A 13,546-nucleotide genomic window follows, 5' to 3' on the forward strand; every position below is an offset into this window, starting at 1 on the left:
ATGGATGTGATGTCCCGTCTCGGTGCGCTGAACAACTTAGGCGATACATTCAACGAGAGGGGACCACGCTTGGCACCTGGCAGAGTTATTTCTTAGAGGGATGGTAGGGCAACAAACGATCCGTTTCAGCTTTCACCACGGCATAGCACTCACAACACAGCTGCTCTAACTTTGGCCTGTTGGTGACGAAAATATGGCCACGGCTGTAATCAATAACCCCTTCTCTATGCAAGCGACCAGCCGCTTCGGTGACCCCTTCACGGCGTACGCCCAGCATATTGGCAATCAGCTCCTGAGTCATCACCAGGTGGTTATCCTTTAATCGGTCCAATGACAACAACAACCAACGGCACAGCTGCTGATCGATGCTATGATGGCGATTACAGACTGCGGTTTGAGCCATCTGGGTAATCAGAGCCTGGGAATAGCGCAGGGTTAAATGCAGTAACTGACCGTGACGGCTAAACTCGCTAATCAATCGCTGGCCCAGCAATCGATAAGCATAGCCGGCGCTTTGAACAACAGCACGGCTGGTGGTGCTTTCGCCACCCAGCACCAGCGACATGCCAATCAGACCATCATGGCCAACCACTGCAATTTCAGCCTGAGCGCCATTTTCCAACACATACAGCAAAGACACAATGCAATCGGTTGGGAAATAAACATACCGCATCACCTCACCTGATTCATACAAAATCTCTCCAAGCGGCATAGAAACCAACTCCATATATGGAAACAACCGTTGCTGGATTTCATCAGAAAGTGCGTCTAAAAAAAAATTCTGGCTTGGATGATGGTTGGTAGCCACAGAGCATTTTATCAATTGACTATTTGGCATAGCTATCTCCTTCCATGTGAAATAAAAGTAAGCCATAAGTATAGTTGATACCCAGGCTTACTCTGTTCGTTATCGCACATAATAAGGTTTGGCTGCTATTTTACCTGCATATTATTCTTTACCGAGGTCACACCGTTAACATCTCTAGCCAAGCGCATAGCAATCGGCATGTGTGAGGCTGAGCTGACAAAGCCACTAAGCTGCACCTCACCTTTAAAGGTTTCAACACTGATTTCATTTACTTTGAGCGACTCATGATTAAAAATGGCAGCCTTTACTTTGGTAGTGATAACCGTATCATCGATGTACTCGCCGGTGCTTTCACTGGTCGAAGTTGCACCGCAACCTAACAGCATCAAGCTAAAGAGACTAAGAAAAAACATTGCGTACACATTGCGTATTTTCATGGTGAACTATCCTTTTGGTTGTGATGTATCATCAGGTGGTAGATTAATTTCCTACCGATACCGTGGTGATAACAAGGTTGTTACGAACACCCCTGACACCATCCACTTGCTGCACGAGTTCAGCGACACTTTTTTTATCTGCATCAGAGGCCACTGTCCCATCCAGGGTGATATAGCCCCTGACTGCAGTGACCGTGATGTTGCTCTGGCCAAAGACGGCATGGCTGCGTAATTCCCTGGAAACATCCGCATGCAACTGGCTGTCATTGTCATGCACAGCGCCAGCCTGGACAGTAGTTGATGAAGCCCGGTTGGTATCGCAGGCGGTTAACGCCAGCAATGGCAGAGCCACTACCAGCAGCGAAAGGTTGTGATGAAATTTCATGATGGGTTCCTCAGTGCTAGTTCGAGCACTCAGTCTAGGCCTCACATACAGTAAGTTCCGTGCGCCAGCGCACTTTAACGGGCTTTTAAATGTGCGTGCGGTAACGCACTGAGAGCATCAGATAGCAGCGTTATGCTAGCTCCTACACTTGCGTCAACACTTTCGTTCGGCAGCAAGGTTTTAAGCTAGGAGCTGAAAATGAACTATGAAACGCGTGATACCATGGGCATTTACAAGGAAAACCTGAGTGGTCCTGGCCCTCACCTAATGGGTGCAAACACCTTGGTGGGGAATGATGTGTACAACCACAAAGAAGAAAGCTTGGGTGATATTAAAGAAATTATGCTGGATGTGACCAATGGCAAAATTAGCTACGCAGTGTTGTCGTTTGGTGCTTTCCTTGGTATGGGCGCAAAGCTGTTTGCTGTGCCATGGAGTGCCCTGACCCTGGATACAGACAACAAGCGATTTGTGCTGAATATTGAAAAAGACCGCTTAAGCGATGCGCCGGGTTTCGACAAAGATAACTGGCCAAACATGGCAGATGAAAGCTGGAGCAAGGACATTGATAACTACTACGACTCTGCCAAACCCGGTATTTTCCCAGGTTAACGAACAGGGCTGTTATCGAAACCCGCTCAGCTGAGCGGGTTTTTTTTCGGCTATGTTGGTCAGCGTACATACAGCGCTAAACAAATAGACGCATACTAACCATCAATTTACACCAACCAGGTAGAGCATCATGTTAGAAACCATCATTGTACTGCTGATTATTCTGTGGGCACTTGGACTGGTGTCATCCTATACCATGGGTGGCTTTATCCATATTCTGCTGGTGTTGGCCCTGATCGTGATTGTGGTTCGGGTTATTCAGGGGCGGCGAGTCTAAGCCGCTAAGGAAAGTCAGATGCAGCAGAAACTAAACCAGCCAGAGCGCAGCTATGCCGAGCTGGAACAACAACTGGAGCAAGCAGAGAAAATCACCGAACTTGCTCTGGCTGAACTGTTAGCGTTTCGCCAGAGTCAACTCTGGGGACACGATGCGGCTACGCTCTCTATCCTCAGAATTCAGCATCAATTGCAATTTATCCTGCAGCATGCGCGACGCAATAACAGCCAATTTGCTCTCCTCTTTGTGCAGTTGGATCACGCTAAGAGTTACCATGAGATGGGAGATACACAGCTGATACGACAGATCAGTGAGCTGACGTTAAGTCGCCTGAGTGCTGCTGTACGCGAATGCGACAGTATCAGCCAACTTGCCGACGATCAGTTTCTGGTGCTGATTACCGATGTCTCCCGCATTTTGGATACGGTGTTGGTTGCGGAAAAACTCATCCGGCAGCTGGCCATTCCACATCAGTTACCGCTACCAGCCTCCGCTTTGTCTGCAAGTATCGGCATTAGCCGGTTTCCGGAAGATGGCGGCGATGCGGTTATCTTGCTGGAAAGAGCAACCGCGGCCATGCAGCGTGCACAAAGCAGAGGTGGCCAGCAATTCTCGTTGCTGCGTTAATCCACCGCTTCCTTCTCGCCAGTACCCGTAGCGTGCTGCAGCATCCATTTTGCCAAGGCCCTTGCTTGCCAATCCTCGCTTTGCTGCAATGCAGCAAAAACCGCTTGTTGATCGGCCGCTGATCGCTGCTGCCCCAGTTTCAATTTGCCTGCCAACTGTGCTATCGGTACCCGGATGCCGACAATGGCTTTTGCCAGTTGCTGGCGGTAGTGTTCTGGCATTTTAGCCAATGCCGCTGCAGGCTCTGGCTCGTAATGCGCTATCTGTTGTTCGAGTAAGGCAAGGGTCTGGCTTTCATCTAATAGCTCTGCCTGTCCTAGGACCTGCACCACGGCGTAATTCCAGGTAGGCACCGCGCGCGTGCTTTGATACCAACTGGGAGAAATGTAAGCATGCGGGCCGCTAAAGCAGATCAACACCTGCTTCCCTTGCAGATTGTCAGCATGCGGATTATTCCGCGCCAGATGCGCATACAACACACCCTGCTCACCTTCATCACGCTTTAACAACCAGGGCAAGTGACTGCAAAAAAATGGATGGGTGGTCATAGCAGCAAAACTGTGTTGTTCGATAAAATCATGCATAGCGTGCGGCCCGGAAAATGCCAGCGTAGGTGGACAATACAGCATGCTTTACTCCTTACGGCCAATGGCAAAGGCATTGCTTAACGGCTGAAAACCCACCTTGGGGTAATAAGCCATTGCCGATGGTGCACTTAATAGCAGTTGCTGCACTTCAGGCCCGGTAATGCGCTGGACTTCGACCAACAACTGCCGCCCTATCCCTTGCTGTTGCACCTCTTTGGCAACCAGCAAATCGGCAATGTAAACCACCCAGCTGTAATCGGTCAGGCAACGAGCCAGCCCCAGCAATTGGCCATTTTGTCTGGCGGTCACAACCAAATTGGCATGCTGCAGCATGCGCTGCATCCGCTTCGGTTGCTCAACCGGCCGGGCAATGCCGGAGCTTTGATACAAGGCAACCACTTCGTTCAGGTCAAATCGATTTTCGATGGTGAAAGTTACAGTCATGCAGTGTCTCCTCTGTTGGAGACCCCATTTCACTGCTAAACTGGACTGATTGAAATAACCAGTTTTAACAAAAGGATCAATCCAGTTGCCAGCAAGCCCTCGTTTGTGCAGCGATGCCCTGAGTTTATCCGGAGAAGGGGAGCTGCAGCAGCAACTCTATTTGTGCTTGCGCCAGCAGTTGCTTGGCGGCCACTGGCCGGCCGGGGCTTTGTTGCCTTCCGAGCGACAACTGGCCGGCGACTTACTGCTCAGCCGCACCACAGTGCAGCAAGCACTGCAACAGCTGGTGGCCGAAGGCTATTTAGAGGCGCAGCATGGCCGAGGTTACCAGATCGTCGATGCACTACCGGATCAGTATTTTACCCCGGAACCGGTCCATGCGTTAACCGGTGCAGCCCTGCCGGTGCAACCGTACGGCCTGAAGCCTAAAGGGCCGGATTTCAGCGGCCGCTTGCAACCTGGCCAGGCAGATGTTCGCCAGTTTCCTTTTCGGGTTTGGCAGCAACTGCTGCAACGCCATGGCAACAGGCCCGCGCTGTGTGGCATGGCCGATCCGCTGGGTTATCAGCCGCTGCGACAGGCACTGGTCCAGTATTTACGTCAGTCGCGTCAGCTGGTGTGCGATGAAGACACTATCCTGATCACCGCAGGTGCCCAGCAGGCGCTGTTTATAGCAGCCAAGCTGGCAGCTCGCAGCAATGAGCAGGTACTGATGGAATCCCCCGGCTACCCCCGGTTAAAGCAGGCATTGCAACTGGCCGAGCTGAACACCCGCCATATTGCCGCCAACACCGCCAGTGGCCTGGATCCCGCTTGCTTGCCCACAGCCGGTACAGCGAGAGCCTTGTTTCTGACACCCTCACACCAATACCCCTGCGGTGGCATCATGCCGCTGGCCAAACGGCTGGAGCTGCTTTCCTGGGCCAAACACCAGCAATGCTGGTTGGTGGAAGATGATTACGACAGCGAATTTCAGTACCGCCACCGTCCCATCGCCAGTTTGCAAGGGTTGGCTCAGGGTGAAGGCGTACTCTTTGTCGGCTCCTTTAGCAAAACGCTGTTTCCGGCGCTACGTCTGGGGTATCTGGTGGCCCCCAAAGCGCAAACCCATACCGCCAGTGCCTTGCTGCAAGCCCTGCAGGGCGACGTAGCCCTGGTCTCCCAGGCGGTGCTGGCCGATTTCATGGCAGAAGGCCATTTTCAGCGCCATTTGCGAAAAATGCGCCGCCATTACCACCAGCAAAAACAGCTGGCCAGTACCCTGCTAACAGCACATTTCCCGGATGCCCGCTTGCTGGCGCAAGATGCCGGCCTGCACCTGACCCTGCTGCTGCCCGGTCTGCGCGACGATATTGCACTGTGCAGCCAGCTGAACCAGCATGGTTTTAAAGTGCAGCCTTTTAGTCGCTACTGCTTTTTAGACGAAGCCGAGCGCGGCCTGGTGATTGGCATTGCCGATGCAAACGAAGTGCAGCTACTCCACCTGATCCGCTTGCTAAAGCACTACCGTGCCCCCTAAAGCGCAGAAAAGCCAGCAACCATTGCTCTGTTTGCCGGTCTGATACGTATACTTTTGGTGGAATCCACAACGGATGCGATACAGTATGCGAACTCTGCGTTGGCTTTTAATCAGCATAAGCCTGCTAACAGGCTTTTTCGTCCAACCGGCCCGAGCTGACGTTACGGCCAGCAGCCAGCTTGATAGCATTGTGCTGGGTGCCGGTTGCTTTTGGGGGGTGGAAAAGCGCTTCGAGGCCATGGATGGTGTACTTGATGTCGTATCTGGTTATGCCGGAGGCAAAGATGTTGCCCCTACCTATCGGGCGATTACGCATCCGCGCAATCGGCATAATCCGAACAACCATGCCGAAGTAGTTAAAGTGCAGTTTCAGCCAGCCATCATCAGCCTGCAAACTCTGCTGGAGCGTTTTTTTGAAATGCACGATCCCACTCAGCAAAACCGGCAAGGTAATGATATTGGTACCCAGTACCGCTCCATTATTCTCACCAACAGTGAGCAGCAAGCTCAGCTGGCGCGGGCTGTGAAAGCACGCTATCAGCCCCTGCTCACCGCAGCAGGTTATGGCGCTATTCAAACGCACATCCAACCGCTGCAGCAATTTTTCGAAGCTGAGGAGTACCATCAGGATTATCTGGCGAAAAACCCCAACGGCTATTGCCCGGACCATGCCACCGGGGTGCTTTTTGACAACTCTGAACCCAAACAAGTAACGCAAGTTGATAACAGCCTGCTGCTTCAAGGCAAGCATATCGTGATGATTGATGCTGCCAGTTATTGCCCTTACTGCGAGAAATTTAAAGCCGATGTGGTTGCTCATTATCAGGGCAAAATTCCGCTGCATCTGCGACAAGCCGATCAGTTGCACCAACTGACCATCGACTCCCCTACCTGGGCCACCCCTACCCTGTTATTCCTTAATAATGGTCAGGAAGTCTTTGGCGTGCAAGGCTCTATGAGCCCGAAGGATTTCTATCTGGCGCTGGGGTATTTCAGCTTAGGCCAGAACAGTGAGGCCTTTAAAACCGCCTTTCAAAGTGGCACTGACCGGCCCTTTTGCCAGCAGTACGAGCTGTTTCGTGATACACCGGATGGCCAGTTTATCGATGCCTTAAGCGGCGCTGCACTCTTTGATACCCGCGATCGCTTTGACTCTGGCACCGGCTGGCTATCCTTCACCAAGGCCATTGATGGCGCCGTCACCACCCGGCCAGATCACAGCCATGGCATGATCCGCACCGAAGTGCTGGCCGCCGTATCCGGCATTCATTTGGGCCATGTCTTTAACGACGGCCCTAGGGGCCAGCCCCGCTATTGCATCAATGCTACCGTGCTGGACTTTGTAGCCCGCTGAGATTTCAATTTTTACCAATTCCAGCGCTAATGAATATGCGGTTGGACTGATGAATAAACTAAACTATTCTTTGGTTGCCTCTCGCAACCGCCTGATGCCACTTTTCTTTATGAACACCTTTAAAAATTAGCCAGAGCGCAAAGGTAAGCTCGCCAAGAAAAGACAATACCAATATTGGAAATACCACGCCTGAAAAAGATGGTGCAATCAGTAAGGTCAAGCTGTTGATTAAATAACTGGTACCAGCCATCATCATAAGCACCCCGACAAACCTGGGAAAATAATTCGATTTAAATATAAGTACCCCATAGCCGATACAGGCACAACCAAAGAAAATCAGCCCCAAGCCAAAACCGTAATCATGTAAGTTCGCCAGTAACATCACCTGCGCATGGATCTGCTCAGGTTCAAAAGCCGCCACATAATCCGCTCTCTTCATCAGTAACAGGGGTACCAGCAATACCAATTTGTTGGCAACCAGCACTGACGTTTGCACCAAATTAAAAGCAACGGAGGCTACCGCCAAGGGTTTATTGACCTGCTTAAGCAGAAAATAAAGAATGACCATCACAGGGATATCCAGCGCATGCATCAGCACATCACCGGTAATACTGAGCCGCCAAACCGTTTCAGCTTGCAGAATATTGCTGGCCGTTGCCGCAGCATCACCAGAAACGAACAACGGTTCCCTGATAAATAGATAGCCCACCAGACCAAGAAAAATGATCAAAAGATAGGACAAGCCGGCCATTCTGGCATAAACGTTTGGTGAGTCTATAAATGAACGCATTGATAACTTCCTTTATTTCAAAAATTTTTTAACCATGTCCTTAGCCACGACGCCATGGCTCTGCTTTTGCTTTCAAAAACGTATTCATGACATAGCCCCAGGGCATGACTAGAGGAACCAACATGATGCCGATAGCGCAGGCAAACAGTGTATCCTTCGCATAGGCATCCAAACCTGTATCAAGCGACATAGGAAGTGCAAAGGCCAGTACCCAAATCAACTTCCAGACCAGCTCAAAAATAAGCAGTGGCAGCATTTTTAATGGATACCGCAGACCAAGCAAACACAGCAGCCCCAGCGCTCCTAGTAAGGATGAAACCACAGTGTGTGCATTGGCTTGTGTATCTGCAGGAAGCAAAATTTCCGGCCAAATCACTAAACCAAGCCCAACAGCTATAAATATGTACATGCCTCTGAGAACATGTAATCTGAACTCGGAAACTTGCATGGCCTCTCCTCCCTCAATGCTTTAAGTGGTCATCAAAGGCCTTTTTAAAGCCACTGTCATGGCTGTAGTCTTTACTTTGAATCAAAGCCAGCAACTCTTCGTACTCCAAGTCATTCCCCATCTCTTTGTAGGCCTTGGCAAGCCGAAGTCTCGACCAAAAATAGTGGTCGTCATATTCATCGTGGCTGGTGGCGATATACTGCTCAATCAAAGCAATGCCTTCCTTCAAATTCGTGCCGGTGGTAATCAGCAGGTCGCCCAACTGAAAATAAGCGTCAGTGACATGCCAGTTTTCAACATCATCAGAACGTTCAGCTATAACTTGGCTAAAGAGCTCCAGCGCCTTGTCGACATTGTTCTGACGTTTAAAGAAAGAAGCTAAATCGTAGGCTGTTCTTGGATTGGTGTATGGCATGGAGGCAAAGCTATTGGCTAAAGCCATGGCTTGCTGATCGCTGTCATTTTCCTGAACAAACAATACGTTGATAATTCTGGCGTCTTCCTCCGAGACGTCTGTAAGTTTGTCCAGAAATGCTCGAGCTTTGTTCATCGAGCCTCCAGCAATTGAGGGTGCATCAAGATGAAATTGAATCGCTGTTCTTAGTGCTTGTATATTTTCAGGATGCTCATCAGCAGCTCTGGTGTACCATTGACCACATGCTCTTCCCAATCTAAGAGCCCTGAACATAGATACTTGCATAGCTCTTATACAGTAGGCGTCACCAGCTAATATCATTTCGTCAACACCATTAGGTTCAATAGCCAGTGATTTTTCTATGAAATCAACCGCCTTTTTCCCATCATTTCTAAGAACGGAGAGTTTAGCCAGATACAGTAACGACAGCTCGTAAAGATCACCTTGCCCTGACAAATGATCTTTAAAGTAACGCTCAGCATCGTCATATTGATAGGATTCAAACAACACCACGCCAGGGTCCTGACTAAACTTTCCGTCCAGTGGTTCAAAAGCGTATGAAACACTACTTAGAGCACAACATAAAAATACAATGAATAAACGCATAAATTCTCCATTGCGGCACAGTGGATCTGGCAGCCGCATCACAGTTCATCTTCGTCCTGGTAGACCAAAATATCTCCAGGCTGACAATTCAGAGCCCGGCAAATTTTTTCTAACGTATCAAAGCGTATCGCCTTGGCTTTTCCGGTTTTTAATACCGAGAGATTTTGCGGTGTGATATTGACCTTTTCCGCCAGGGTGTTTAAACGCATTTTGTTCTGAGCCAGCACAACGTCCAGATTAACAATAATGGCCATGGTAGCTCCTAAATCGTCTTTTCTGACTCTTCGTTAAGATCAGCCCCTATTTCCAACGCCCACAGCAAGGTGTACATCAAGCCGAAGTAAATGCAGGCAATGGCTATTTCTGTGACAAAAGAAAAATCCAGCTCTGAGTTGATTGAGTAGTCGTAAATCAAGCCGAATAGCACATACAACCAGGACAAAATAAAAAATACCATGCCGCTGTGTAGCGCGCCCCGGACGCTGGCAATGGCCTCTGGCCCAAAAATATGGCCCTGCATAAACTGTTTCATCAGCGCCCGGAAATGGTGATTGATCCTCAGCATGATGGTTAATCCAACAGCATAGAGGGCGAGGATCCCTCCCTTGAACGGCAGGCTCATGTTCTCAATTGGTATCAATGCATCACCGAGATAGAGCGAGCCGCTTGGTATAAATGCAACCACAACAATGGCTGGCCAACCGAGCAAAAGCAGGTAGCGAAAACCGGTCAGCGCAATGAATAAATAGCGGCTTAACTGCTTGATTTGCCGGGTACGGGAATGAGTTTGTATATCCATAGCGATTTCCTGATCAGTATTGACTTGAATCACCATAACGGCACAAGACCCATATATCAATACATATTTACTGTTTATCGGCAAATAAATACTGATAATAGACAAATTCAGTTGTAAGCAGACAACCTAAGGAAGATGGCTTGAAGAAAATTCGTCTGTGACATTTTGCCGCAGAGAACAAACACAGGGCGTAATCAGAATCAGTGGCTATTGCTGACGACATTGGACAGTTAACGTTGAGATCTTATTCATTATCAAACCTGTTGTTTAAATAACATCACCGATCAAAGTATAAAAAACGAAAGGCAATGACCAGCTCCGCCCTGGCCTCAATGCCACCGTGCTGGATTTTGTAGCCCGCTGAGTCTGCTGATCAGAGCAGTAACCTTATCGCCAAAGGGCTGACCAGCAGCAAGCCCAGCGCGTAACCAACGATGCGCTGTCGCTCTGTGAAAACATAGCCTGTCTTTAGTCCAACCAGGGCTGAGCACCAGGGTAGCTGCCAGAACACCCAGAGAAAACAGCAAGAGCCAAGCACTGTAACCAGCAGCACTAACGTAGCCTCCAGCCAGGCTCCAAGTGCATAGGGAGCCAGCCAGAGCGCTGCCACTATCAGCAGCGTCTGATGCAGCAGGTAACAAGGAAATACAGCTCGGTTCGCTAGCGACAAATAGCGATGTGGTCGATTCAAATAGCGCTGAGCCAACGCCAGTAACCAGCAAGTCACTGCCACACCCTGTATCGAAAAACTCAGGCGTAATGCAAACAACCTGCCCTGCATCAACTCAGGTGGTAACTCCGTCTGGTTGATGATGAAGTATAGACCACACATTAGCAGGTAGTTCAGACAGCAGAACCAACCCAGCCAGTGGCGGGCTTCTGAGAGTCGCTGCCAAAAGACAGGCAACTGCACGACCAACACCCCCAGCAGGAAAAATAGCAACCCTTGCAACTCACGGATGCTATCGCCACTAAACTGGTAGCGGATCAACAGGAGCAGACCACTCCAGAGCACCAATTGCCAAAGCAGTGACATACCGAACAGACCTTCCAACCAACCTCTTAGCTGCCGTAGAAACAAGAGTGGCGTGAGCACTAACGCCAGTAACGTAAAAGTCCAGAGTGAGCGTAAAAACCAGAGATGGTTCACATCCACATGTGGCCAGACACCACGCTGATAATCGGCAAACAACGGATGTTGCAAATCAAAAAATGCGCGATAAAATTGCCAGTAGCTCAGTTCAAGCCCATCGTTTTGCACCATTTCTGCATACAGCTGTGGAGGCACAATCAGCCATAGCCCAACCAGCAATGGCAGCAATAAAACCACCGTCCGCTTAAGCCCGAACAAGAGGCACGATTTCCAGCCCAGATACTTTTGCAACACAGCAGCAAGCGCAAAACCGGAAATAAACCAGATTAAAAACATCCGCCAGGGAGACGATAATAACATCAGGTACTCAAGCGAGGATGATAAGTACTGGCTTTTGTAATGATACCCCCAGGATCCTACATACAGCATGCCAAGGTGATACAACATCAATAAGCCAAAGGCCAGCACGCGCAACCAGTCCAGATCATAACGTCTGTTTGGATGGGAATCAGGCATAGTGTTTATAGCAACAGACATAACCACTCCATTTTAATACTCCAGGATGTAACTGATTTCAAATAACATCTCGTGCTAGTATGCATGGAGGTCGCAAGCGGTCATACAGCCACTCAGCCCAGGGGTGGCAAAATGGGATAACAGGTGGAATCAGATGACAAGCGGTAAGCATTCCTTTATACAATGCATCCAGCGCTACCCCGCGTTAACCGGTTATCTGCTATTTTCTTTGTTTCTGGCGATCAATGCTGCAGTCAATGTCAGCTCTATCTGGACAGAACATCAGCGTGACCCAGCCAGCGACCTTCTCCTCTGGCAACCTATACTCTGGGAATACAGCAGTACCGTCAGCACCCTGCTCTGCAGCCCATTGCTGTTTTGGTGGTTCAAACATCACCCGCTACAATTCCAGGCGCCCGTCCGACAGTTGTGGCAGCATTTTGCTGCTTCCGTGTTGTTTTCACTCAGTCACATCGGGTTGATGGTGTTATTGCGCCATTGGATCTATGGCTGGATGGGCAGCAGCTACCAGTTTGGTCCGCTCAGCCGTGAGTTGCTGTATGAATACCGCAAAGATGTCTGGGCTTATGTTGTGTTTCTTTGTGGTTATCAGCTAGCTCGTTTCGTATACTCGCGCTTGCAAGGCGAAGCTTACCAACTAGATACTGAGGATGCTGGCGAAGCTAGCAGTAAAGAGAACATTGAGTCAATTGATGGTGCCAGCAAAGTACCGGGTTACTTTCTGGTCAAGAAACTCGATAAAGAGTATCTGATCCGGGTTGAAGACATTGCCTGGCTGGAGGCCAATGGCAACTACGTCAATCTGCACAGCCAGGGGCGCATTTATCCGCTGCGCTCGACACTGGCGGCCACCTTGGAAAATCTACATCAAGCTGGCTTTTGTCGGGTACACCGCAGCCTGGCGGTCAACCTGAGCTATATTGATAGCATTAGCTACCAAAGCAGTGGAGATGGCAGCATCTTGTTAAAGACCGGTCAGCAGCTCAACCTGTCACGCCGATACAAAGAGCAGTTTAAAGCAGCAATTACCGCAAGTTAACAGGAGATACCCAGCGCATGCATTAGCACATCACCGGTAATACTGAGCCGCCAATTCTGGCATAAACGTTTGGAGCATCTGAAAAAGATGGTATGACGAATCTTCCTAGCATTTTCTTGCTATTTGCATCAGTAGACCAAAAGATCGTCAAACTGACAATGAAACACGGCTATATTACCGATCCATGAAGGAACGAATACGCCTTTTCGGTCAGAGCAATGAGCAGCTGAAGAAATAAAAACCATTATTTTTATAACTAAACGAAATAAAGTTTGACACCCATCCTAAACCCTGTAAACTGGCCTTGCTTGTTTAGTTTGTTCGTTATTTATGCAAAACCTCGAATGTTATTGCCGTTTTAGTAACTCTTCCTGTATTCATAAGTTAAAACATCTCTTACAGCACAATCGCCTGACATCAGGCATCATTATTAATTAATACAGGTATATACCATGTCTAATACAACTACCGGCACCGTCAAATGGTTTAACGAAGCGAAAGGCTTTGGTTTCATCGAACAAACTTCAGGTCCAGACGTTTTTGCTCATTTCAGTGAAATCCAAAGCTCAGGCTTCAAAACCCTGGCAGAAGGCCAACGTGTTCAGTTCAACGTAACTGCAGGCCAGAAAGGTCCACAGGCTTCCAACATCACTGTGATGTAATCGTTAAGACTGTGCGCCAGATTTCAGAGCTACTCTGAATTCTCGGACATCTTAACCAAAAAAGGCAACTGCATTGCAGCTGCCTTTTTTTATTGGCTTATAACAAA

At 49.2% G+C, this 13,546-nt stretch carries 18 protein-coding genes; 7 read left to right on the forward strand and 11 right to left on the reverse strand.

Annotated features, from left to right (window positions below; all coding sequences use genetic code 11):
- Positions 1–85 precede the first annotated feature (85 nt).
- The 3 genes from BLW37_RS08015 to BLW37_RS08025 all read right to left on the reverse strand — a co-directional run bounded on the left by BLW37_RS08015 (position 86) and on the right by BLW37_RS08025 (position 1,630).
- Positions 86–838, reverse strand: a complete 753-nt coding sequence (locus BLW37_RS08015) for a Crp/Fnr family transcriptional regulator (RefSeq protein WP_091341673.1) — start codon at positions 836–838, stop codon at positions 86–88.
- A 95-nt stretch (positions 839–933) separates the two neighbouring features.
- Complete coding sequence (locus tag BLW37_RS08020) at positions 934–1,245, reverse strand: BON domain-containing protein (RefSeq protein ID WP_091341675.1); 312 nt, start codon at positions 1,243–1,245, stop codon at positions 934–936.
- A gap of 43 nt (positions 1,246–1,288) precedes the next feature.
- The gene (locus BLW37_RS08025) at positions 1,289–1,630 is read right to left on the reverse strand and encodes a BON domain-containing protein (RefSeq protein WP_091341677.1); all 342 of its coding nucleotides are present in this window, start codon (positions 1,628–1,630) and stop codon (positions 1,289–1,291) included.
- Positions 1,631–1,828: 198 nt separating this feature from the next.
- Between BLW37_RS08025 and BLW37_RS08030 the strand changes: the two genes are divergently transcribed.
- From BLW37_RS08030 to BLW37_RS08035, 3 genes are all read left to right on the forward strand, one after another.
- The gene (locus BLW37_RS08030) at positions 1,829–2,242 is read left to right on the forward strand and encodes a PRC-barrel domain-containing protein (protein WP_091341679.1); all 414 of its coding nucleotides are present in this window, start codon (positions 1,829–1,831) and stop codon (positions 2,240–2,242) included.
- Between the two features lie 130 nt (positions 2,243–2,372).
- Positions 2,373–2,519, forward strand: a complete 147-nt coding sequence (locus tag BLW37_RS18600; RefSeq protein WP_139243681.1) for a lmo0937 family membrane protein — start codon at positions 2,373–2,375, stop codon at positions 2,517–2,519.
- 18 nt (positions 2,520–2,537) lie between these two features.
- A complete protein-coding gene (locus BLW37_RS08035; RefSeq protein ID WP_091341682.1) occupies positions 2,538–3,146 on the forward strand; it encodes a GGDEF domain-containing protein in 609 nt (202 codons plus the stop codon).
- Here BLW37_RS08035 and BLW37_RS08040 read toward each other — a convergent pair.
- Together BLW37_RS08040 and BLW37_RS08045 are read right to left on the reverse strand one after the other, a co-directional pair.
- Positions 3,143–3,775 (reverse strand): FMN-binding negative transcriptional regulator, encoded by a 633-nt coding sequence (locus BLW37_RS08040; protein ID WP_091341684.1) that lies wholly within the window; start codon positions 3,773–3,775, stop codon positions 3,143–3,145. The genes BLW37_RS08035 and BLW37_RS08040 overlap by 4 nt on opposite strands.
- A 3-nt stretch (positions 3,776–3,778) precedes the next feature.
- A complete protein-coding gene (locus BLW37_RS08045) occupies positions 3,779–4,177 on the reverse strand; it encodes a GNAT family N-acetyltransferase (protein WP_091341686.1) in 399 nt (132 codons plus the stop codon).
- 85 nt (positions 4,178–4,262) lie between these two features.
- Here BLW37_RS08045 and pdxR point away from each other — a divergent pair, with 85 nt between their 5' ends.
- Positions 4,263–5,696, forward strand: a complete 1,434-nt coding sequence (pdxR, locus tag BLW37_RS08050) for a MocR-like pyridoxine biosynthesis transcription factor PdxR (RefSeq protein WP_091341687.1) — start codon at positions 4,263–4,265, stop codon at positions 5,694–5,696.
- Positions 5,697–5,769: 73 nt separating this feature from the next.
- Positions 5,770–7,050: a peptide-methionine (S)-S-oxide reductase MsrA gene (gene msrA, locus BLW37_RS08055; RefSeq protein ID WP_245785659.1), complete on the forward strand. Its 1,281-nt coding sequence runs from the start codon at positions 5,770–5,772 to the stop codon at positions 7,048–7,050.
- 58 nt (positions 7,051–7,108) lie between these two features.
- Here msrA and BLW37_RS08060 read toward each other — a convergent pair whose 3' ends face one another.
- From BLW37_RS08060 to BLW37_RS08085, 6 genes are all read right to left on the reverse strand, one after another.
- Positions 7,109–7,840 (reverse strand): DUF4386 domain-containing protein, encoded by a 732-nt coding sequence (locus BLW37_RS08060; protein WP_091341691.1) that lies wholly within the window; start codon positions 7,838–7,840, stop codon positions 7,109–7,111.
- A gap of 40 nt (positions 7,841–7,880) precedes the next feature.
- Positions 7,881–8,288: a hypothetical protein gene (locus BLW37_RS08065; protein WP_139243682.1), complete on the reverse strand. Its 408-nt coding sequence runs from the start codon at positions 8,286–8,288 to the stop codon at positions 7,881–7,883.
- Between the two features lie 13 nt (positions 8,289–8,301).
- Complete coding sequence (locus BLW37_RS08070; RefSeq protein WP_091341695.1) at positions 8,302–9,309, reverse strand: tetratricopeptide repeat protein; 1,008 nt, start codon at positions 9,307–9,309, stop codon at positions 8,302–8,304.
- Positions 9,310–9,347: 38 nt separating this feature from the next.
- Entirely contained in the window at positions 9,348–9,563 is a 216-nt protein-coding gene (locus BLW37_RS08075; RefSeq protein ID WP_091341697.1) for a helix-turn-helix domain-containing protein, read from the reverse strand.
- A gap of 8 nt (positions 9,564–9,571) precedes the next feature.
- A complete protein-coding gene (locus tag BLW37_RS08080; RefSeq protein ID WP_091341699.1) occupies positions 9,572–10,108 on the reverse strand; it encodes a hypothetical protein in 537 nt (178 codons plus the stop codon).
- Between the two features lie 373 nt (positions 10,109–10,481).
- Positions 10,482–11,738, reverse strand: a complete 1,257-nt coding sequence (locus BLW37_RS08085) for an acyltransferase family protein (protein ID WP_139243683.1) — start codon at positions 11,736–11,738, stop codon at positions 10,482–10,484.
- Positions 11,739–11,871: 133 nt separating this feature from the next.
- Between BLW37_RS08085 and BLW37_RS08090 the strand changes: the two genes are divergently transcribed.
- Both BLW37_RS08090 and BLW37_RS08095 read left to right on the forward strand, forming a co-directional pair.
- A complete protein-coding gene (locus tag BLW37_RS08090) occupies positions 11,872–12,777 on the forward strand; it encodes a LytR/AlgR family response regulator transcription factor (protein WP_091341704.1) in 906 nt (301 codons plus the stop codon).
- Between the two features lie 452 nt (positions 12,778–13,229).
- Complete coding sequence (locus tag BLW37_RS08095) at positions 13,230–13,439, forward strand: cold-shock protein (RefSeq protein WP_091341706.1); 210 nt, start codon at positions 13,230–13,232, stop codon at positions 13,437–13,439.
- Positions 13,440–13,546: the final 107 nt, after the last annotated feature.

Source organism: Alkalimonas amylolytica, from assembly GCF_900107845.1.
In the GTDB taxonomy this organism is placed as follows: domain Bacteria; phylum Pseudomonadota; class Gammaproteobacteria; order Enterobacterales; family Alteromonadaceae; genus Alkalimonas; species Alkalimonas amylolytica.

What these genes read in the sequence shown, in the direction of transcription:
- BLW37_RS08080 (WP_091341699.1), bottom strand. Translation starts at nt 10,108, where the DNA reads ATGGATATACAAACTCATTCCCGTACCCGGCAAATCAAGCAGTTAAGC.
- BLW37_RS08060 (WP_091341691.1), bottom strand. Translation starts at nt 7,840, where the DNA reads ATGCGTTCATTTATAGACTCACCAAACGTTTATGCCAGAATGGCCGGC.
- BLW37_RS08065 (WP_139243682.1), bottom strand. Translation starts at nt 8,288, where the DNA reads ATGCAAGTTTCCGAGTTCAGATTACATGTTCTCAGAGGCATGTACATA.
- BLW37_RS08085 (WP_139243683.1), bottom strand. Translation starts at nt 11,738, where the DNA reads ATGTCTGTTGCTATAAACACTATGCCTGATTCCCATCCAAACAGACGT.
- BLW37_RS08020 (WP_091341675.1), bottom strand. Translation starts at nt 1,245, where the DNA reads ATGAAAATACGCAATGTGTACGCAATGTTTTTTCTTAGTCTCTTTAGC.
- BLW37_RS18600 (WP_139243681.1), top strand. Translation starts at nt 2,373, where the DNA reads ATGTTAGAAACCATCATTGTACTGCTGATTATTCTGTGGGCACTTGGA.
- BLW37_RS08045 (WP_091341686.1), bottom strand. Translation starts at nt 4,177, where the DNA reads ATGACTGTAACTTTCACCATCGAAAATCGATTTGACCTGAACGAAGTG.
- BLW37_RS08095 (WP_091341706.1), top strand. Translation starts at nt 13,230, where the DNA reads ATGTCTAATACAACTACCGGCACCGTCAAATGGTTTAACGAAGCGAAA.
- BLW37_RS08090 (WP_091341704.1), top strand. Translation starts at nt 11,872, where the DNA reads ATGACAAGCGGTAAGCATTCCTTTATACAATGCATCCAGCGCTACCCC.
- BLW37_RS08030 (WP_091341679.1), top strand. Translation starts at nt 1,829, where the DNA reads ATGAACTATGAAACGCGTGATACCATGGGCATTTACAAGGAAAACCTG.
- BLW37_RS08075 (WP_091341697.1), bottom strand. Translation starts at nt 9,563, where the DNA reads ATGGCCATTATTGTTAATCTGGACGTTGTGCTGGCTCAGAACAAAATG.
- BLW37_RS08070 (WP_091341695.1), bottom strand. Translation starts at nt 9,309, where the DNA reads ATGCGTTTATTCATTGTATTTTTATGTTGTGCTCTAAGTAGTGTTTCA.
- msrA (WP_245785659.1), top strand. Translation starts at nt 5,770, where the DNA reads ATGCGATACAGTATGCGAACTCTGCGTTGGCTTTTAATCAGCATAAGC.
- BLW37_RS08035 (WP_091341682.1), top strand. Translation starts at nt 2,538, where the DNA reads ATGCAGCAGAAACTAAACCAGCCAGAGCGCAGCTATGCCGAGCTGGAA.
- BLW37_RS08025 (WP_091341677.1), bottom strand. Translation starts at nt 1,630, where the DNA reads ATGAAATTTCATCACAACCTTTCGCTGCTGGTAGTGGCTCTGCCATTG.
- BLW37_RS08040 (WP_091341684.1), bottom strand. Translation starts at nt 3,775, where the DNA reads ATGCTGTATTGTCCACCTACGCTGGCATTTTCCGGGCCGCACGCTATG.
- BLW37_RS08015 (WP_091341673.1), bottom strand. Translation starts at nt 838, where the DNA reads ATGCCAAATAGTCAATTGATAAAATGCTCTGTGGCTACCAACCATCAT.